Here is a 19,688-nt window from a genome sequence, read left to right as displayed (position 1 = left end):
ACCTACAAAGCTTGTTCAATGGCATTCAGCACGTCAAACGTACTGGGCAGGCCAGAATCGCGACATTTCTTCAGGCGAATCGCGACCACGTTATCCATACGGTATGCATGACCGGCATGATCAATGCCTGGCGTGCCGACCGGAATAAACACGTCCGGCTCTTTAGTGAACGTCATGCCCGAACGGCCGATGACTATCGTCGGCAGATTCGTTACCGGCGGCGCGGCATTGACGTTAAAGGCCTGCACCCATACCAACGCATCGGCTTCACCATTGGCCATCATCAATTCAATATCATTTAAATAAGGATCATATTCCGGAAAACCCCTGGAAAAACGCGTACGCGCCGGGAAACCCGTGGTCCAGCCGCAAACCTGATTGGCCGTCTGATCGCCTTCCTTGCCGCCTAGCGGCAAGCCCGAACAACGCGTATTCAGATCGTTAACGTCCTTGATCATTTCCGACAGCGTCTGCACAGTCAGCTCGGCCTGGCTGTAAGCCAAAGCCCCGGCAGCCCATGTCACTACACTGTAGCTCGCCGCCTTCAGTTTATCGGCGATGCCCTGCAAATCAGCGACAGCGATGCCGCCCACGGATTCAATCCGGATCGGCTGACCTTTAACCAGGGCTCTTAATACGGCCACGACTTCCGGCAGATCGTCCATGCTGCATTCAAAGATCAGGGCTTTTTTTCCTTTAGGCGAAGTGGACGCATCACCGGAAGGCGCCTTGCCTAAATAGATCACTTCACGATTGCCGGTATCTTCCAGGAACATGGATTCCTGATTCCAGAGATAGTGCTCGAAAAAGCGCGGCGCAAAACTTTCAGGATCGGCGCCGACAACCAGAAACAGATCGCAGCGGTTTTTAACTTCCGCCAGCGTGGTGTTCATCCAGCCGGAATCCTGAAGGGCCAGAAAGTTGCGCCTTGCCGCATTGAAATTCATGTTATCGACAACAGCGCCGCTACGATCGGCTAATGCCAGCAAGGCCCGCATGCCGTTGACATCGGTCGCGCAACCGCCGATAACAGGTTGATTGGTGCCTTTTAACAAGGCCGCCGCTTTTGCCACGGCCGCATCCATATTCACTGCTTTGCCGTCAACTCGGGGACTGGTATCGGTAATGGCCTGTTCAAAAGCAGGCGTATTAACCGAGCAGCCATTTTCGATCACTTTTAACGATAATCCGTCGACCCTGATTGTCAGGTCGTCGGTTCCAATACCGCAAAAAGGACTCGGTACTTCAGTTACTTCACTCACGCGCTATCCTCTTGTTGTCTCTACATATAAATCGTTGTTACCCGGTATTCCTCAACAATCTAACCACTACTCTGGCTTTTAAATTCGACTGCCTGTACCACTGGGTAAATATTGAGCATTTTACTCTCAATTGCTATTACTGTCTCAATATACATGCCCTTTTAGCATATATAAATAGTCATTTTGATTTTTCACACATGATGGATTTCATGCGTTATATTTTGAGAGCCGCCCCTTGGACATACAACAGCGGGAATGGTCTTCGGACGAAAATTCCGTAACGTTAATGCCTGGAATTTATCCGTCATTCCCCAGTATGATTATTTGCACCGCCAATAAAAAACGCTTTACCCGCTTACTATTTATCATGGCAACCACGCTTAAGCCTATCGGCATGCGCCGAACAGCCATAACTGCACTCATTACGTCTCAGGCAGCTATGAACAGATACTGGCGGGCGACACCAAACGTCCCCATCTGGTCAACCACCTGCTCTTCCTGCCTGAAAGACATGGCATTATTAAGTACCCTTCATAAGGAAAGGCCCAAGCTGAAAATGACCATGCCGGCAACTGACGATTTATCCGAAACCGATCAAATTCAGCGGGTATTGGCAAAACATCAACTGACCAGCATCGACTATTGGGTATTCGCCGATGAGAACACTCAAAGACTGCGCTTTGAAATAGCCCCAAAATGATACGACGAACTGCCCAGAACCTGTTTCTTTAATGCATCGCACAGCACACGAACATCAGCGGCGTCTGTCCAGGGATGACCAGGAAGCCATGTGGGCAAAAATCCTGAATTAGATTTGATCCACATTATTACGGCTTACATTTTTAAACTTCGGATAAAAAGTTAAGTTAAAATGGCCGGCAATTCAAACTACCGGCCATTTATTTATGTTTAAAAAAAAATTATCTGTTCTGGTAATTGCCTCCTTATTGGCAGCCTGTGCTGTCAGTCCTACCGGCAGAAATCAACTGGTTTTCATGCCTGATGCGCAGATCAACCAAATGGGTTTGCAGGCTTTTGATACATTGAAGCAAGAAAAACCTGTCAGCAATAACGCTCGCTATACCCAAGTCGCCCGATGTATTGCCCAAGCACTCACCCGAGAGGCAGGAGGCGGCAACTGGGAAGTTGTAGTTTTTGAAGACCAATCGCCCAACGCTTTTGCCCTGCCTGGCAATAAAATCGGCGTGCATACCGGCATGATCCAATTAGTTGAAAATCAGGATCAGCTTGCTGCCGTAATCGGCCATGAAATCGGCCACGTACAGGCCAGGCACAGCAATGAACGTGTATCGCAAGAGATGGCTGTCAGTCAGGGCATGGCGCTCATTCAGGCCGTCAGCGCGCCGCAGACCGCTTTAGGCCAGACCGCGATCGGCCTGCTGGGCATTGGAGCGCAATACGGCGTATTAATGCCTTATAGCCGCACGCATGAGAGCGAAGCCGATATTATCGGCGTTGATTTAATGGCTAAAGCCGGCTTCGACCCGAGACAAAGTATCAATCTCTGGCAAAAAATGGATCGGGCCGCGCAAGGTCAACAACCTATCGAATTCATGTCGACTCACCCTTCGCACAGCACCCGTATTCAGGATTTGAATCAGCACATGCCCGCTGCGATGGGACTATTCCAGCAAGCGCAATCAATGGGCAAACAACCTCGTTGCAACTAATCGATGACACCTTATTTAAAATCCCTGCATCCGTACCCGTTTGAGAAGCTGGCGCAACTCAAGCGTGGCATAGTCCCGCCCGATAACAAGGAGCACATTGCCCTGTCCATTGGCGAACCCGCGCATGCCACGCCACATCTGATCCAGGAAGCTCTGCTGACACATCTGCATGGCCTGTCCAAATACCCGACCACGAAGGGCATGCCTGAACTAAGGGCGGCCATAGCCGACTGGTTAAGCCGGCGTTTTGACGTTCCGTCCGAATTGATTGATCCTGAAACACAGGTACTGCCTGTCAACGGCACGCGCGAGGCGTTATTTTCGTTTGCCCAGTGCGTGGTTGATCCGGCCAGCGCCGCACCAGTCGTGATCATGCCGAACCCGTTTTATCAGATTTATGAAGGCGCAGCCTTGCTGGCCGGCGCCGAGCCTTATTATCTGAACACGCTGGAGGACTCCGGCTATTTACCGGATTTTGACGCGGTTCCGGAAGAGATATGGCAACGCTGCCAACTGATTTATATCTGCTCGCCCGGCAATCCGACCGGCTCGGTCATGGAACGGGCCAGCCATGAAAAACTGCTCGGGCTGGCCGAAAAACACGATTTCGTCATTGCCTCCGACGAGTGCTATAGCGAACTCTATGATGACGAAAACAATCCGCCGCAGGGCCTGCTTGAAACGGCCTATGCCATAGGCAATAATACTTTCAAACGCTGTGTGGTTTTCCACAGTTTGTCCAAGCGTTCCAATGCGCCGGGCTTGAGATCAGGCTTTGTCGCAGGCGATGCCGATATTTTGCAGCAGTATTTTCAATACCGGACCTATCACGGCAGCGCCATGTCGCTACCGACACAACATGCCAGCATTAAAGCCTGGCAGGATGAAGCTCACGTGATAGAAAACCGGCAGTTGTATCGCGAAAAATTCGCCGCCGTTATAGACATCCTTGCGGATATTTGCACAATCAGCAAACCACCGGCGGGTTTTTATATCTGGCTAAAGGTGCCGATTGCCGACACCGAATTCACGCAACAGCTTTTCGCTCAGGAAAACGTCACCGTGCTGCCTGGCAGCTTCCTGTCGCGGGAGTTCAATGGCATCAATCCCGGCCAAAACCATGTCCGTATCGCCTTGGTGGCGCCATTGGACGAATGCATAGACGCAGCCCGTCGCATTAAAAGTTTTATTAACACCTTAAAAAAGTAAAGAAAAAACATGTCACAACTTGAAAAGATCATTAACGACGCCTTTGAACAACGTGCCGAAATCACGCCAGCCAGTGTCTCAGCTGAAATCCGCGATGCTGTTGAAGAAACCATCAACCTGCTCGACAGCGGCACGCTCAGAGTAGCGGAAAAAATCGACGGCGACTGGGTTGTCAACCAATGGTTGAAAAAGGCTGTATTGCTGTCTTTCCGCATCAACGAAAACCGCATCATGGAAGGCGGCAACACACGTTACTACGATAAAGTGGAAAGCAAATTCGCATCCTACACGCCTGATGATTTCGCCAAAGCCGGCATACGCGTCGTGCCGAATGCCGTAGCCCGTCACGGCTCCTATATCGCGCCGGGCGCCATATTGATGCCGTCTTACGTCAACATCGGCGCTTATGTTGACAGCGGCACCATGGTCGATACCTGGGTCACTGTCGGCTCCTGCGCGCAAATCGGCAAAAACGTGCACCTGTCCGGCGGTGTCGGCATCGGCGGCGTTCTGGAACCCTTGCAGGCCAACCCGACCATTATTGGCGACAACTGCTTTATCGGCGCACGCTCTGAAATCGTTGAAGGCGTTATTGTCGAAGACGGTTGCGTAATTTCGATGGGCGTGTATATTGGCCAGAGCACAAAAATTTTCAACCGCATGACCGGCGAAATCACTTATGGCCGTATCCCGGCCGGTTCTGTTGTCGTTTCAGGCAACCTGCCTTCCGCGGATGGCAGCTATAGCCTGTACTGCGCGGTCATCATCAAGCAGGTTGATGAAAAAACACGCAGCAAAACAGGCATCAATGAGTTGCTACGCGATTAATAAGCACCAATAACAACGAACCAAACAATAACAACAAACCTAGGGGCGATACCTGTATCGCCCCTATTTTTTTGACAGACTATGCTTCCCTTACCGCAGGACATACAGCCATGAGCAAAAATCTATCCAGTAATGCCCTCATTTATGCCACGCTTGCGCTCAACAGTGAAATAGCACTGCAGAAAGAGTATTTGGCATCGCCCGATGTGCCCGCTGATGAGCGTGCCAACGAAGAAGACATCCTGTCGGACCTCGAGCAGGCGTTTATGGAATTCGTTGACCTGTATAAATCCCGCTGCAAGGCCGACAAAGAACTGCCCAGCATCGACGAATTACTGAATAGCCAACTGTAAGCCTGCCATGTATATACTCTACGGCATAAAAAATTGCGATACCGTCAAAAAAACCCGCAAATGGCTGGACGAAAACAACATAGCCTACCGGTTTCACGATTTCAGGACCGACGGGCTCACTTCCGAACAACTTGCGCATTTTGCAGCGCATGCAGACTGGAACAAGCTGCTGAACCGCAACAGTACCAGCTGGCGCCAGCTCAGTGCCGGACAACAAGCCGATCTGACGCAAAATAAGGCCCTGCAATTGATGCTGGAAATGCCCACGCTGATCAAGCGCCCGGTTCTGGATACCGGCCATCAGATCATTATTGGGTTTAAGACAGATACTTATGCCGCCATCCTCGACGCTAAACCTTAATAACCCACAATCAACATGAGCGATACACTAGAACTGCTTAAAGACCTAATCAAACGCGATTCGGTAACGCCCAAAGACGCCGGCTGTCAGGATCTGCTGGCCACGCGTTTGAAGAAACTCGGCTTCGAAGAGGAGCGCCTGGATTTTGAGGATACTCAAAACATCTGGCTCAGACGCGACGATGCCAAACCCTTATTCGTCTTCCTCGGACACACCGATGTCGTGCCGCCAGGGCCATTGAAGGCCTGGATTTCGCCCCCGTTTGAACCGACCATCCGTGACGGCAAGCTCTATGGCCGAGGCGCAGCCGATATGAAAGGCGGCATCGCCTGTTTTATCACTGCCGTGGAGCGCTTTATCGCCCGGCATCCTGAACACCAGGGCTCCATCGCCATCCTGCTGACCAGCGACGAAGAGGGCATCGCCACGAACGGCGTCGTCAAGGTGGTTGAGGTTCTGGAGAAACGTCACGAGAAAATAGACTGGTGCCTGGTTGGCGAGCCGTCCAGCGACAAGAAGATCGGCGATGTCATCCGTGTCGGCCGGCGCGGCTCTTTATGTGCCAGACTGACTGTCCTCGGCGTACAAGGCCATGTCGCTTACCCCGAACTGGCTGAAAACCCTATTCACACCTTTGCACCGGCGTTAAAGGAATTGACCGAGGAAGTCTGGGATCGCGGCAATCAATTCTTCCCGCCGACCAGCCTGCAGGTCTCCAATATCAATGCCGGCACCGGCGCTGAAAACATCATTCCCGGCAGTGTGGAAATCCAGTTCAACCTGCGCTTTTGCACGGAACTCGACGAGGAAACCATCAAACAGCGCACATGCGCCATACTGGACAAGCACGGTTTCAGATATGAATTGCAATGGCGCTTATCGGGCAATCCGTTTCTGACCGAAAAGGGTGCGCTGATCGATGCGGCTCATGCCGCCATCAAGGCCGTTACCGGCTTTGAAACACTGGATGACACGGGCGGCGGCACGTCGGACGGCCGTTTTATCGCGCCGACCGGCGCGCAGGTGATAGAACTCGGGCCGCTCAATGAAAGCATCCATAAGATCAATGAAAACGTCGGCCTGGAGGATCTGGAAATTCTGACCCGAATCTATGAAAACATGCTCATTAACTTACTGGCATAGAAAAGCGAACATCCAAAACAAGAGCGTTTATCAGCCGGCTTCGTTCGCCACGGATGCCAGTAAGGCGGCCAGAATATCGGGGTCTACCGGTTTCAGCAGATGATGATCAAACCCGGCGCGCTTAGAGCGTGCGCGGTCTTCTGGCTGCCCATAGCCGGTTAAGGCGATCAAGACAGCCAACTGCGTTTCCGACAACTCGCGCAATCGCTGCGCCACTTCATAACCGTCCATATCGGGTAGACCGATATCCAGCAATACCACCTGCGGCTGGAAGGCTTGCGCTCGCTCGATGGCTTTCGCACCGCAGTTGGCCGTGTCGACCTCATGCCCTTCCGCCTGGAGCAACATGGACAAACTATCCAGTGCATCAGGATAGTCATCCACCACAAGAATACGCAATTTGGGACATAAAGGCATGGCTCCTCCTGGCAGCGTAGATTCAGCAATCTCATTATGCTCATTCGATAACAGCGGCAAACGCACCGTAAATTCACTACCCTGCCCGATGCCCGCGCTTGATGCGGCCACAGTCCCTCCATGCATCTCGACCAGTCTGCGCACCAGGGTAAGCCCGATCCCTAAGCCGCCCTGAGAGTGAGATAGTGAGCGGTCGGCCTGAGTGAAAAGATCGAAGACATACGGCAGCATATCGGGCGCAATGCCAATCCCCGTATCCCGGACTTTGATCACGGACATTGATTCCTCCTGGCTCACGCTCAGCGTGATCCGGCCGCCTTCATCGGTATATTTGGCGGCATTATTGAGCAGGTTCGAAATCACTTGCGCCAGACGAAATCGATCTCCTCTAAGCCATTGCGGCGTTGCCGAGTGCAAAATGACCAGTTTCTGTCCGCGGACTTTAATCAAAGGGCCGCAGGTTTCTATGGCACTGTCCACGATCTCGGCCAGATTGAAATATTCGGTTTTCAGCGAGATTTTGCCCTGCATGGTGCGTGCCACATCGAGCAGATCATCCAGCAGGCGCGCCATATGGCTGGATTGGCGGTCGATGATATTACGACACCATTCCAGCATCGGACTGGTTGCCGCATCCTGTTCTTTCAACAATTGCACAGCATTACGGATTGGTGCTAACGGATTGCGCAATTCGTGCGCAAGCATCGCCAGAAACTCGTCCTTGCGGCGGTCGGCCTCGCGTAGCGCTTCCTCTGGGCGCTTGCGCTCGGTAATGTCATGAATAAAGCCATACCATAAGATACTGCCATCGGCTTCGACCTCCGGAATCGAAGAGCCTTCCAGCCAGATTTCACCCTTGGTTGGATGGCATAACCGCCATTGCTTATGCCAGGGTGGTAGACCACGTACCGATCCAGACGTCATGTCACATTTGCCGAAAACAAGCGTATCAATAAAGCCAAACAGAGTGTTTTGCTCGTTAGGAGAAGTGCAATCCAACCATAAGGTTTCATCCGTGTACCATCTGGATGGCTCAAATCCTGAAATGGAGGTAATTGAATCGCCGATAAAAGAAACCTTATAGGGGCTTTGGGGATCATCGGTTTGTTTGATCGTAAAAATCGCCGCCGGAATAATGTTCACGACCCGTTTAAAACGTTGTTCGCTGTCTTTGAGCGCCTGGTTAACACTTAGCAGTTCTTTGGTTCTTAACTCAACTTGATGGTCCAGGTTCTCGTTTAATTGCCTCAATGCTTCTCTAGTATTTTTATGAATAAGAACTTCTTCTTCCAGTTCCCGGTTCGCTTTAATTAACTGATTTCGGCTCGGAATAAGGATAGCTTTCGGCATGAGCGGCCATAACACTATCGAGGCAGCCAGAGAGATGATCGCAGTGATGGCCTTGGCCCCTGCTTCCAATCCATAGACCGGCTTCCAGATAGTGATAACGGATATTAAATGAGTAGTTCCACAGGCCAGAATAAAGAGGCTGAATAGCACGAAAACCCATTTGTATTCGATGTCTTGCCGCTTGTAGACAAAATACCCCATGGCGAGAGGAATGGAAAAATACGCTAACGCAATAAGCAGGTCGGAAACAACGAACAGCCACAACAATTGAGGTTTCCAGAGAAAACAGAAGCCATGCGGCATAAACTCTTCTGCACCAAATAAAAATTGTATTAACGCTTGCACTACTCACAACTCCTTATTTTATTGATGCCGCTGATATCTTTTGCACCGCGAAATTATAGCATTACCCAATTTGTAAGAAACGACGATCCACTAAAACTAATGCTCGACGATAAAGATAAAATCATGACGGATTGATCTTGGATGATTTAATGTGATCCCTATTTTTCTTGCTTCCTTTTGCCATTGACAATCATTAATACGTCACTTGAGGCTACCAAAAGTTCAATAATCCTCTGTGGAAAGCAATCGCTTATACATACAAGCTGCACAGATAAATCAGGATGAATCGGCAGATTCGGCTCAACCTGGCTAGTCAAACATAAAAAAACTGTTGACCTTGATTGTTGCCGGTACATGCTTGCGCCTAACTCAAGCGGAATCTATCAGTTACTTTGTTTAATTACTTTTTAAAAACTGTCCTAAGTTCTGCCTGAATAATAAATAGTTCTAAAAGCTGGCATAACTATCTAAGTTACTTTACTTATCGAATTCAATAAATATATAAAAATAATATCAGTTAGTATTCTCCGACTATAAACTATAGCCCTAACTGATATTAATAATTTTTTATTCTGGTCCATTTCTCGGGCGCGGCAAACGGAATTCAAGACTATCAAAACGGCGAAATCAGCAAATACAAGCCCAACCCTACCATGACCAAGCCACTGATCAGCTTCAGCCAGCGGCCTTCCTTTTCCTGCAGCCGACGCTGGCTGAGCGTGATGATGCCGATGGCCAGCACGATCGCGTCATCGAGCATATAAGCGAGATTGTAAAGCAGCAGATAGCCGTAATAGCTCGGTCCGCTCAATTGCTGCATCGTCAGTATGCGCGTGTAGAGCGCCGGAAAGCCCGAGGTACAGAGGAATTCGACGATCTGCACCAGAATGGCCAGCACCACGGCGCCGATCATGGCGCCGCGCAGACTCTCGGCTTGCAGGATAGCGCGGATTCTGGCGTAGATGCCGGGCTTGGCCGACTCGGGGATCGACAGCGAAACGCCCCAGCCGTAGACCCAGAAATCCTTCAGGTTGATCGCACCGGCCAGTATAGCGATGCCGGCGATGATGATTTGCGACGCGCGCGAGAGGCCTATGATCAGAAAAAGGTTGAGCCAGGCCGCCATGAAGGCGAAATAGGCGATGCCTTCCACGGTAATGAAGGCGCCGGCGACCGCGAACATGCGCACCCGATCCTGCATGGGGGCCAGCAGCGAGATCATCAGGACCAGAACCCACATGGAACAGGGATTGAATCCGTCAAGAAGCCCCATCGTGAGGGTGAAAAGCGGCAAACCGGCCTGTTCCAGGGTAATCCGTCGACCCAGAAACGTTAACTCCGGTTCAGGCGATGGTGCGGCATTTTCCGGTTCACAGGATAGCGGCGCTTCCGGCTCGCAGCTTTCCACCGCACCGACCGATGGTTGATGCTCCGGCGTGGGTTGGGTCAGTGCGTTGCGGATCAGTTTGCCTGTCGTGGCCTGATCGGCATAGCCGACGATGGTCTGGCCGTGCACGTAAAAAGTCGGCACGCTCAGATTGGCGCCTGTTGTTTCGGCTATGTGCTTCAGACGTTCGAGCGCGCCCGGATCGCGGTGGATGTCGCGCACGACAATACGCAGCTGTGGTTGCTCAAATGCCAATATTTTCAGGAATTCTTCAGCCTTCTCGCAATGCGGGCATCCCTCGCGCACGAAAACTTCAATATCGGCGGCCCGCAGGGGTCGCTCGCCATGCGTGGCTTCCTGTGCATTGACAGACCCCATGAAGCCCAGGACCGATATCCACAGCAGCATCGTCAAGGCAAAATCCCAACGTATCGTTTTCACCCGTTTTTTCGCCATCGCACCCTCGTTTTCGACTGATTGTCCAAGATTGCTCCCTGACGGGACTTATTGACATTGCTATCGTCATTATCATAACGTAAGCAGGCCGTCATGCAGATCGGCAATATCTCGTAGTAAAGGTAAACCATGCAAGAATTAAAATATCTGGCCGGCTATTCCGAAAAAATAACCGATCAGATACGCCACCTGATCCATACTAACCGGCTAGGCGAGCTGCTGCTGAAAAAATATCCCGCAGCCCATGACATCAGAACGGACAAGGCGCTTTACGCCTATGTCGTGGATATCAAAAACGACAGGCTTCGCCAGTCCCAACCGCTCAGCAAAGTCATTTATGACGATAAAATCAATGTCCTGCACCATGCCCTGGGGCTTCATACCTATGTCTCCCGCGTGCAGGGCGGTAAACTGAAAGCGAAAAACGAAATCCGCATAGGCTCCATGTTCAAGCAGGTGCCGATCGAATTCCTGCGCATGATCGTCGTGCACGAGCTGGCGCATTTGAAGGAAAAAGAACATAACAAGGCATTTTATAAATTATGCGAGTACATGGAGCCCGCCTATCATCAATTTGAGTTTGATATGAGGCTGTATCTGACGCATGTGGATTTGTTTGGGAAGATTTATTGACCAGTCCTATTGCTGACACCCTTTCCTGTTTGCCTCTTGTAGGGTCGAATTCATTCGACCGTGGGACGTCCAAGATATGACAAGCAGAGGTAGGCTGGATTGTTAAACCCGGCCTTTCGAGCTTCCCCATGCCGGGTTTACGCTAAAGCTCCAACCCAGCCTTGTGCTGCACGTGCTTGTAGAATTTACAAGCCTCTCAAATCAACCCTCTTTTCCTCAACCGCCGGTTCACCTGCCGATGATAAATCCTGGCCAGCAATGGCCGGATCAGCGGCAGGCCGATCAGCCAGGCGACGGGTTTCAGTATCGGCACTCGGCTCATCAACAAAATATAGGCGTCCAGTTCCGACACAATCCGCCCGTGCTCATCGCTGACATGCAGCTCCGTCAAAGCCTTCCCGGGATCGATGCCCAACTCGCGCAGCCGGCCCTCCTGCCCCGTGATGTCGAACCAGCAGACCTGATCGCCGCCCTTGCCCGCGAGTTTTTCATAATTCTGCCTGTCGCGGATGCATTTCGGGCACGCGCCGTCGTAATAAACCGTAATCTTGTCTTTACCCATAACCACCTCTGCAGAGCCTGCGCCAGAGCAGCACCTGGCCAAATCCCAAAATACAAATCAAGCATGAAGCAATCCGGATTCCCGGCGTTGTTTATTGGCTTGACCATCTCTATGAGGATTGATTTAATGGGGAATTCCTTCAAATTTACAATTTTAAGATACTGATGAATAGTTACGAACAGTCCAAAAAAGCCCGCTATATCGCTTCGGTGGTTTATATGGCGATCATGGCGTTTATCCTCGGCGGAACTTATCTTTCTCAACAGGAAAAGGAAAAAGCCAAACTGGAATCCGCCCCCGAGGCATCCTCTGTGGCTGTTGAAAGACAGGCTGACTAGAATCCGCGTTGCGTCGATTTCGTTAACTGATCGAATTCGCATGGCTCAGGCATAAAACTTACAAAATCACGCCTGAGCTTTATTTAATGTTTTACCCCAACGCGGAGAATCACCTCATGGGATCCAGCGGTTTTTTTATCCAATTCATACGTATTGCCGGTCCTTACTGGCATTCCGAAAACAAGGCCACCATTCGCAAACAGACCTTGGCCCTGATTGCACTGACCATCGTGCAGATGTTTATTGCCGTCATCATCACGGAATGGAGCGCTGCGTTATTCGATGCGCTGGAGCAGCGCTCGATGTCCGGTTTATTCAAACAGATCGGGCTTCTCGTGCTGATTTTTGCGGCGAGCATGACTGCCACGGCCATACATTTAACAGTCAAGCGGCGTCTGCAGATCGGCTGGCGGGCCTGGCTGACCGATCATGTGACCAGTCGATGGATGAACAAAGGCCGTCATTATCAGGTAACCCACATACAGACTGCCGAGCACGATAATCCGGATAGCCGTATCGCGGAAGATATCCGTATTGCCACTGAAGACGGCATTGCCCTGTTTCACTCGTTATTCTACAGCTTGCTGGTGCTGATCAGTTTCATTGAAATTCTCTGGACACTTTCGGGCGTCGTTACGCTTGATCTGGGCTTTATTGAAATGCCCATCTATGGGCATCTGGTCTGGATAGCGCTGATTTATGCGGCTGGTGCTTCGGCTTTGGGCTGGTTGATAGGCCAGCCTTTAAGCAAGACGACTAATATCAGGCAAACCGTGGAGGCCAATTTCCGCTTCGGCCTTGTGAAAGCCCGTGAGAGCTCCCTGGCCATCGCCCTGATTCATGGCGAACCCCATGAAAAAAAGCATTTTCAGACGCTTTTCCAGGGTATTATCGACGCTTATGACCGGCAAACCCGTGCCTGGGCGCATATTTTGCTTTTTACTTCCGGCTATTCGGTCTTATCGATGGCCGTCCCCGTTCTGGTCTCGGCGCCGCGCTTTATTTTGGGAACTATCACATTGGGTGCCCTGATGCAGTCGGCCCAGTCATTTCAGCATGTGGCTTCCGCCCTGTCCTGGCCGGTCGATAACATGGCTACAGTCGCCCAATGGCGGGCTTCGGTTGAGCGCGTATTGAGCCTGATCCAGGCATTGGACGATCTGGAAGATGAAATCGTGCGTCCCGATCCGCACCGGATTGTGCTGAAAAAAACGGATGAGCCTATCCTGCGTTTCGAAAATCTGTGCATCAGCCGGCTTGACGGCATCGTCTGCGCATCGGAAGTCAACGACGAGATCAGGGCCGGAGAACGGGTTCTGATTGCCGGCAATGCCTTTACCGGCTCCAAGCTGTTCAAGGCCATAGCGGGACTGTGGCCATGGGGCGAAGGCCGCATCGAATTGCCCGACGATGACTACATTTTTTTTATGCCGCCGCGCCCGTATTTGCCGACCGGCACGTTGCGCGAGGCCATCTGTTATCCTTCTCCCAGTGATGACTTCAGCCCCGACATGATTAAGGATATGCTCGAACTTGTAGGTTTGCAGGAATTAATCGAGCAGCTTGATCAGGTCGATAACTGGGAAAAAGCGTTGCCGCGCGAGCAGCAACAGCGCCTGGGCGTGGTCCGGCTGCTGTTGCAGCGCCCCAAGTGGATTCTGGCGGAAATAGCATTCGACTCGCTGGATTCAGAGGGCGAAATCGCGATGATGAAATTGATCTGCCAGATGCTGCCCGAGGCTTCCATGCTGACGATCAGCAATGAGCCCAAGGCCGAGACGTTTCATCAGCGCCGGATTGTGCTGTAACCACAGCCAGGCCACTTTTAGACAGTATAATGAAACCGGTATTTAACAATAAAAGCGGCAAGAAGCTGCGCGGCGTCAATCTCGGCGGCTGGCTGCTGCTGGAAAAATGGATGACGCCCAGTCTCTTCGAGGGCCTGAAAGCCGTTGACGAGACTTCTTATTGCGTGGAACTGGGGCCGCGCGCCGAACCCTTGCTGAAAAAGCACTGGGATACGTTTATCACGCGCGAGGATTTTGCCTGGCTGGCCCGGATCGGCATCAATGCGGTCCGGATTCCGGTCGGCCACTGGATAACCGAGCCGGACTACCCTTACCATCGCGCCTATGGCCCGGTCTTACATCCCTATGTTAAGGGCGGACTGGAGATTCTCGACCGCGCTTTCGACTGGGCCGAGGAGTACGGGCTGCTGATCGTGCTGGATCTGCACGCCGCGCCCGGCTGCCAGAACGGCTTTGACAACGGCGGCATCCAGAGCGTCTGCGAGTGGCATACCCATCAGGACTATATCGATTACTCGCTGCGGGTGCTGGAGCGCCTGGCCGAGCGCTACCACGGCCGGCCCGCCCTGCATGCCATCGAGGTCTTGAACGAGCCGCGCTGGGACATCGATACGGCTCTGTTAAAGCGGTACACGGCGGAAGGCTACCACCGGATACGGAGATACTGCCAGGCCCGCGACGTTGCCGTGGTCTTCCATGACGGCTTTCGGTCCTACACGGAATATACAGGCTTTCTTCAGGAACCCGGGTTCAGCAATGTCGTGTTCGATATCCACCGCTACCAGTGTTTTGACCCTGCCGACATTAATACGGATATTTACGGCCATATAAAAAAGGCCGCCGTGGACTGGAAAAATGAAGCCGACGACATCATAAGCCATTTAGGCCTGCCGACTTATGTCGGCGAATGGAGCCTGGGGCTGGATTTGAAAATGGTTTCGCTCTGGGCGAACGGACCTTTCGACCATACATTGACAGACATGGACGAGTTCCAGCTGTCTGTCGCCTATCGCGGCTATGCCGCGGCTCAGCTGGCGACTTTCGAGAAATACCTGGGCTGGTTTTTCTGGAGCTACAAGACAGAAACCATGCAGGGCTGGAGCTTTCGGGAATGCGTGAATCGCGGCTGGCTGCCTGATCGCTTTGCCTGATTGTTGGTAATAAAACCGGCTGTGGTTTAATCAATCAGCAAACCACGAAGTTATGTTTTTTCTTCGTGTCCTCGGCAACCGCTCTTGCATTGCTCTACCTCCTGTATCCTACAAGTCGTTCGCGTTCTTCGCGGATAATTAATCACTGATGTTACGGCATGGGCCGTTTTTTATCCTGCTTGCCGCGCTGGCGATAGGTTGTTAAACCGATCTTCATTCAACTCACAGGACCTCGTCGCCTGAATAGGATGCGATGCGCGTGTGTAGGGTTGAATTCAAACAACCGTCGCGCTGGCGGTACTTTTTAAACCCGTCTCAATTCAACTGATGCGTCACATCAGTTAATCAGTCTTGGCATGCCAGCAACACATCGCGGACCCGGTTGGGGAAGTCCGAAATCACACCGGTCACACCGGCGGCGATCAACTGCCGCATCTCATCCTTATCGTTGCAGGTCCAGACATTGACGGCGCGGCCTGACGCCAGAACATCGATAATTCCGCACGGATCGAGCTTTCGCGTCAACGAGTAAAATCCCATCGAATCGGTGCCCGGATGGTAGGCATCGGCATCGAGCAACGCCAGATAGGCGCCCGGTTTCGCGAGCCGGTCACCGGTCAGCACGCCTGTCGCTATGCTGTCTGAGCGCTGGCGCACGCTGACCAGCTGTTCATGATCGAACGACGAAACCAGGACACGGTTTTCCATGCCCAGCGACTCAACGAGTTCCACGACCGCCTCGGCCATGCCCGGGTACATGCGCGGCAGCGCTTTAAGCTCTATGTTGACCATTAGCTCTGCACTTAACGCCAGTTCCAGCGCCTGGCGTAACGTAGGCAGCCCGATCTCGCCGGAAGCGTAGAAGGCGAGCTCCTGCACGCTGACAAACTGCTCAATCTCTTCGCCGGTCAAGCCTTGCAGAAACCACTGCCGTTGATAAGCGGGCAATGAGAGTTGTTCGACGTACCAGCTGCCGGCATCCAGCCGATGCAACTCATCATAGGTGAAATCGGAAATCATATAGCTGCTGAGGCCCGGAAATTTCACTCTGGCATCGGTGCAGCGCGTCAACTGTTCATCGTGATGCACGATCAATTCGCCGTCTTTGGACAGATGCACATCCAGCTCGACCATCTGGCAACCAAAGCGCTTCGCCTTCTCGAAAGCGGCCAATGTGTTTTCGGGCGCAAACGCGCGCGCGCCGCGATGGGCGATATTCAGCACGCCGGCCGGGCGCTCGCTTCCCGCCCGTAGCGGGTACAGTTCAAATATCATGTTTGTTTATCCTTCCTGTTATCAACGGATGTTTTTCCGGCCGGAACGACAGTTCGATTCGCCGGTCCGGCTTGAGTCTTAATGTCCAGGGGCTGCTCGGTATGATTGCAGGAAAAGCCGGCATGCGGCCGGTAATTGGCGCATCCCCAGAATTGGCCGTGCTTGCCTTTGCGCAGGATCATGCTTCCGCCGCATTTCGGGCAGACCGGTTCTTCAACCTCACAGTCCCCGTTTTTACAAACCCTGGAGCGTCCCTTCGTAATCAAGGCACTGCCGCACTTCGGGCAGCCTTTTTGCGTATGGCTGCAGAGCGGATATTGATTGCAGCCGTAAAAAATGCCGTACTGGCTTTTTCTGGCAATCATATAACCGGTTTGACAGCGCTCGCAGGGCGTATCGGCCAATTGCTTCTGGAAACCGTGCCCCTGAAACTCATCGGCCAGAATGGCGTATCGGTCGTCGACCAGTTCGCGGACGAAACTCGACGCCTTGTTGCCGTCGGTGATCAGATACACATGATGCCTTGCCCGCGTCAGCGCGACATAAAACAGCCGCCTTTCCTCCGCGTATTGATAGTCTTCCGCTTCAGGCAATAACAATTCCAGCAGCGCATGCGTGGCTTTTTCCGAAGGAAAACCCTGCTTGCCGTGTTCCAGTCCCAGGACAATCACGTAATCAGCCTCCTTGCCTTTGGACGCATGCACCGTCATGAACTGCAACTTTAAGTTTGGATACTGGCGTTTCAGACTGGAAAGCTCGGGTTGCCTGAAATGAAATCGGGCCAGAATCAGCACGCTGGCGCCAGCAGGCTGTTTTCGAGAGATGCTGAACAGCGCGGCATCGAGGCCGATCGATTCGGCAGCGGTCTTGATCAGCGAGACAGCCGGTTTATCTACCTGACTGTGGCTCTGGATCCGCTTTTTGATCTGGGCCGGATTCCGGCTGACAAACCGGGACGCGACCTCGCCTATTTTATTGTTGAAGCGAAAGGTCTTGTCGAGCACGCTCGTGGCCGTAAAGCCGAAGTGTTTTTCAAAATCCCTCGTGATCGATACATCGCTGCCGGTAAAACAGTAAATGGCCTGCCAGTCGTCGCCCACACAAAACAGGCTGTTATCGGCATGCTGCGCGAGCAGCGCTTTGACCAGCCGGGCCCGGCTCGCCGAGATATCCTGAAACTCATCCACCAGTACATACCGGTAAGGCGAACGATACCGGCCGGATTCTACATAACTTATGGCCTTACCGATCATGTCATCAAAATCGATCGTACCGTTGTCGTGCAGGTGCTGTTGGTAAGCCTGGTAAACCGGCTCAAACAGCAGTACCGCTGCCAGCATGCGCTCCTTGTCTTCATGCTGGTGCGCCAGGCTGCTCAGGTCTTTTACGGACAGGTAAGCCGCCTTGAACAAGGCCAGGACTTTCGCGATCAATTCGCTGAATCTGGATATTTCACCGAATTCGCGCAACCGGCTTAGCAGCTGATCATCCGGCACGGGTCTGAATTGAACGCCGGTCGCCACTAATTGCGTCCTGAGCGCATCGATCAGTACGCCCTGGTGTTTTTGATAGCTGAAAGTCTCGATCAGCCGCGTTTTATGCGTTTCATGCAGCGCGCGCTTCCAAGCCATGCCTTCAAGGTATTTTTGCCGGTCGATGAACGGCGGGGTTTCGCCGTTTTCATTGATGGCGAAATGCTCGATATAAAGCCCGTACCCGGGCAGGTAAAAATCGGGCTGATAGGCTTTGAAATCCGGCCCGGCCGTATTGACCTGGTAATTGGCTTCATACTCGTAAACGATGCCCTGCCGGTACAGGTAATTGGCGATTTCGCATTCCTCATAGCTCTTGACCAGTTCGCCCTGTAGCGTGCGGATTTCGTTTTCCAGAATGTAGGCGTGATAGGCTCCTTCCGTTTTAAAGGCGAACTGGCTTTTATAGGGATAAATAAAGCGCGTAAAGTAAGTGACCAACCGGGATTTATAGTGATGATCGAGTAAAAACTGTTTGATCCGGTCATCGACAAACCTGGCTCTCAATGCTTCGTCTTCGGCCATTTTGTCAATGGCCGGCACCGCGCCTTCGACATCGGTAATGATCTGTTTGCCGAGGCTGTGGAAAGTCTTGACCGTCAGCGTGCTAATGCCCAGCCTGGCGTGAATGCGCTCCTCCATTTCCTTGGCGGCCTTATTGGCATAGGCCAGCATCAGAATTTGATCGGGTGCCGCGAGCCCTGACTTTAGAAGATAACCGGCCCGGCCTATCATGGTGCTGGTCTTGCCGGTTCCGGCCCCCGCCAGCACCAGGTTATGCTGTTCATCGATCACGCAGGCTTTGCGTTGCCTGCCGGTTAAAGGATTGCTCTCAATCCGGTCGAAATAGTCGCGGTATTTCTTGAGCTGGAATTGGACGTAAGCGTCATTGATCTTAGCGATATGGTCGTAGCCCTTTTCCAGGAAAGGCCGGATCAGCTCAATCAGCTGATTCTCTTCCCTAGACAGATAGTGCGAAATATCTGGACGGGAAACGCCGTCGCGCAAATGTTCATGGTTTTTCAGCCATTGCAGGGCGACAGCATGACGGATGTAACGCTGGCCATGGAATAAAGCCTGGGCTTGCTGACAGGCCTGCCTCAGATCGGGAATAATGGCCTGATAAAAACTTTTAATATAGTTTCGGGTTTGCCGGTTTAATTCGGCTTGAAGACTGCCCGCCTTTTTCTTTGAGATACCGCCAAAGCGAATAGTCCGGCCGTCTTCCAGATAAATTGCCAAGGCATCCCAGAAATAGCCTCGTTCAATCGCTATGCCCGGAGCAATCCGCAAGAATGGGATTGTGCGGGTTTCATTGCCCGATACCACGATGCCCTGCCTGGCGACCGTCAATAAACGATAAGTCAAGGCGTGCGCGGCGAATGTCTTGGCTAAAAAGCTGGTTTGATAAGGTATGAGTTGGTTATCCAAGCTTGATTTAAATATTAATAAAATTTAATAAATCACTATTATTTCATCAGATAATCCTTATTAATAGTAATAGGTTATCTTTATTTTATTAAGCGGATTCATTAAAAACACGGTTATTTCTTAAATCATAGGGTAATTGTTAAGTCTTAGTTAAGC

The 19,688-nt window shown here is 52.0% G+C and carries 17 protein-coding genes; 11 read left to right on the top strand and 6 right to left on the bottom strand.

Annotation, left to right across the window (positions count from 1 at the left end):
- Positions 1–2: 2 nt before the first annotated feature.
- On the bottom strand, positions 3–1,262 hold the full coding sequence (locus METLU_RS0103675) for a formylmethanofuran dehydrogenase subunit B (RefSeq protein WP_027157051.1): 1,260 nt from the start codon (positions 1,260–1,262) through the stop codon (positions 3–5).
- A gap of 439 nt (positions 1,263–1,701) precedes the next feature.
- Between METLU_RS0103675 and METLU_RS24420 the strand changes: the two genes are divergently transcribed.
- The 7 genes from METLU_RS24420 to dapE all read left to right on the top strand — a co-directional run bounded on the left by METLU_RS24420 (position 1,702) and on the right by dapE (position 6,847).
- The gene (locus METLU_RS24420) at positions 1,702–1,962 is read left to right on the top strand and encodes a thioredoxin domain-containing protein (protein WP_155920437.1); all 261 of its coding nucleotides are present in this window, start codon (positions 1,702–1,704) and stop codon (positions 1,960–1,962) included.
- A 205-nt stretch (positions 1,963–2,167) separates the two neighbouring features.
- Positions 2,168–2,953, top strand: coding sequence for a M48 family metallopeptidase (locus tag METLU_RS0103660; RefSeq protein WP_027157050.1), 786 nt, complete (start codon positions 2,168–2,170; stop codon positions 2,951–2,953).
- Positions 2,954–2,956: 3 nt separating this feature from the next.
- Complete coding sequence (gene dapC / locus METLU_RS0103655; protein WP_027157049.1) at positions 2,957–4,162, top strand: succinyldiaminopimelate transaminase; 1,206 nt, start codon at positions 2,957–2,959, stop codon at positions 4,160–4,162.
- 9 nt (positions 4,163–4,171) lie between these two features.
- Positions 4,172–4,990 carry a 2,3,4,5-tetrahydropyridine-2,6-dicarboxylate N-succinyltransferase gene (gene dapD / locus METLU_RS0103650; protein WP_027157048.1) on the top strand — a complete coding sequence of 273 codons (819 nt, stop codon included), beginning with the start codon at positions 4,172–4,174 and terminating at the stop codon, positions 4,988–4,990.
- 110 nt (positions 4,991–5,100) lie between these two features.
- Positions 5,101–5,343 (top strand): hypothetical protein, encoded by a 243-nt coding sequence (locus METLU_RS0103645; RefSeq protein WP_027157047.1) that lies wholly within the window; start codon positions 5,101–5,103, stop codon positions 5,341–5,343.
- A gap of 7 nt (positions 5,344–5,350) precedes the next feature.
- Positions 5,351–5,704, top strand: a complete 354-nt coding sequence (locus tag METLU_RS0103640; protein ID WP_027157046.1) for an ArsC family reductase — start codon at positions 5,351–5,353, stop codon at positions 5,702–5,704.
- Between the two features lie 15 nt (positions 5,705–5,719).
- On the top strand, positions 5,720–6,847 hold the full coding sequence (gene dapE, locus METLU_RS0103635) for a succinyl-diaminopimelate desuccinylase (protein ID WP_027157045.1): 1,128 nt from the start codon (positions 5,720–5,722) through the stop codon (positions 6,845–6,847).
- A gap of 30 nt (positions 6,848–6,877) precedes the next feature.
- On the opposite strand, the gene METLU_RS27135 is transcribed toward dapE, so the two are convergent.
- Both METLU_RS27135 and METLU_RS0103625 read right to left on the bottom strand, forming a co-directional pair.
- Complete coding sequence (locus METLU_RS27135; protein WP_231383539.1) at positions 6,878–8,959, bottom strand: hybrid sensor histidine kinase/response regulator; 2,082 nt, start codon at positions 8,957–8,959, stop codon at positions 6,878–6,880.
- 613 nt (positions 8,960–9,572) lie between these two features.
- Complete coding sequence (locus METLU_RS0103625; RefSeq protein WP_027157044.1) at positions 9,573–10,802, bottom strand: glutaredoxin family protein; 1,230 nt, start codon at positions 10,800–10,802, stop codon at positions 9,573–9,575.
- Between the two features lie 129 nt (positions 10,803–10,931).
- Here METLU_RS0103625 and METLU_RS0103620 point away from each other — a divergent pair, with 129 nt between their 5' ends.
- Complete coding sequence (locus tag METLU_RS0103620; protein WP_027157043.1) at positions 10,932–11,435, top strand: YgjP-like metallopeptidase domain-containing protein; 504 nt, start codon at positions 10,932–10,934, stop codon at positions 11,433–11,435.
- Positions 11,436–11,631: 196 nt separating this feature from the next.
- On the opposite strand, the gene METLU_RS0103615 is transcribed toward METLU_RS0103620, so the two are convergent.
- Positions 11,632–11,997 (bottom strand): thiol-disulfide oxidoreductase DCC family protein, encoded by a 366-nt coding sequence (locus METLU_RS0103615; protein WP_027157042.1) that lies wholly within the window; start codon positions 11,995–11,997, stop codon positions 11,632–11,634.
- A 164-nt stretch (positions 11,998–12,161) separates the two neighbouring features.
- Between METLU_RS0103615 and METLU_RS28245 the strand changes: the two genes are divergently transcribed.
- The 3 genes from METLU_RS28245 (at position 12,162) to METLU_RS0103600 (ending at position 15,294) form a co-directional block, all read left to right on the top strand.
- Positions 12,162–12,335: a hypothetical protein gene (locus METLU_RS28245; protein ID WP_196806489.1), complete on the top strand. Its 174-nt coding sequence runs from the start codon at positions 12,162–12,164 to the stop codon at positions 12,333–12,335.
- A 116-nt stretch (positions 12,336–12,451) separates the two neighbouring features.
- Positions 12,452–14,143, top strand: a complete 1,692-nt coding sequence (locus tag METLU_RS0103605) for an ABC transporter ATP-binding protein/permease (protein ID WP_036243479.1) — start codon at positions 12,452–12,454, stop codon at positions 14,141–14,143.
- Positions 14,144–14,172: 29 nt separating this feature from the next.
- A complete protein-coding gene (locus METLU_RS0103600) occupies positions 14,173–15,294 on the top strand; it encodes a glycoside hydrolase family 5 protein (protein WP_027157040.1) in 1,122 nt (373 codons plus the stop codon).
- Between the two features lie 345 nt (positions 15,295–15,639).
- Here METLU_RS0103600 and METLU_RS0103595 read toward each other — a convergent pair whose 3' ends face one another.
- A complete protein-coding gene (locus METLU_RS0103595; RefSeq protein ID WP_027157039.1) occupies positions 15,640–16,569 on the bottom strand; it encodes a glycerophosphodiester phosphodiesterase in 930 nt (309 codons plus the stop codon).
- Positions 16,566–19,532, bottom strand: coding sequence for a UvrD-helicase domain-containing protein (locus tag METLU_RS24410; protein ID WP_231383538.1), 2,967 nt, complete (start codon positions 19,530–19,532; stop codon positions 16,566–16,568). Before METLU_RS24410 ends, METLU_RS0103595 begins: the two co-directional genes overlap by 4 nt.
- Between the last annotated feature and the right edge of the window lie 156 nt (positions 19,533–19,688).

Source organism: Methylobacter luteus IMV-B-3098 (assembly GCF_000427625.1).
GTDB lineage: Bacteria > Pseudomonadota > Gammaproteobacteria > Methylococcales > Methylomonadaceae > Methylobacter > Methylobacter luteus.
Note: the sequence above shows the minus strand (reverse complement) of the source record. Positions and strands in the feature narration are given on the sequence as shown.

Coding starts and splice junctions, on each gene's coding strand:
- METLU_RS24420 (WP_155920437.1), top strand. CDS start 1,702: ATGAACAGATACTGGCGGGCGACACCAAACGTCCCCATCTGGTCAACC.
- dapE (WP_027157045.1), top strand. CDS start 5,720: ATGAGCGATACACTAGAACTGCTTAAAGACCTAATCAAACGCGATTCG.
- METLU_RS0103600 (WP_027157040.1), top strand. CDS start 14,173: ATGAAACCGGTATTTAACAATAAAAGCGGCAAGAAGCTGCGCGGCGTC.
- dapD (WP_027157048.1), top strand. CDS start 4,172: ATGTCACAACTTGAAAAGATCATTAACGACGCCTTTGAACAACGTGCC.
- dapC (WP_027157049.1), top strand. CDS start 2,957: ATGACACCTTATTTAAAATCCCTGCATCCGTACCCGTTTGAGAAGCTG.
- METLU_RS0103620 (WP_027157043.1), top strand. CDS start 10,932: ATGCAAGAATTAAAATATCTGGCCGGCTATTCCGAAAAAATAACCGAT.
- METLU_RS0103595 (WP_027157039.1), bottom strand. CDS start 16,569: ATGATATTTGAACTGTACCCGCTACGGGCGGGAAGCGAGCGCCCGGCC.
- METLU_RS0103625 (WP_027157044.1), bottom strand. CDS start 10,802: ATGGCGAAAAAACGGGTGAAAACGATACGTTGGGATTTTGCCTTGACG.
- METLU_RS0103660 (WP_027157050.1), top strand. CDS start 2,168: ATGTTTAAAAAAAAATTATCTGTTCTGGTAATTGCCTCCTTATTGGCA.
- METLU_RS0103615 (WP_027157042.1), bottom strand. CDS start 11,997: ATGGGTAAAGACAAGATTACGGTTTATTACGACGGCGCGTGCCCGAAA.
- METLU_RS0103605 (WP_036243479.1), top strand. CDS start 12,452: ATGGGATCCAGCGGTTTTTTTATCCAATTCATACGTATTGCCGGTCCT.
- METLU_RS28245 (WP_196806489.1), top strand. CDS start 12,162: ATGAATAGTTACGAACAGTCCAAAAAAGCCCGCTATATCGCTTCGGTG.
- METLU_RS0103640 (WP_027157046.1), top strand. CDS start 5,351: ATGTATATACTCTACGGCATAAAAAATTGCGATACCGTCAAAAAAACC.
- METLU_RS0103645 (WP_027157047.1), top strand. CDS start 5,101: ATGAGCAAAAATCTATCCAGTAATGCCCTCATTTATGCCACGCTTGCG.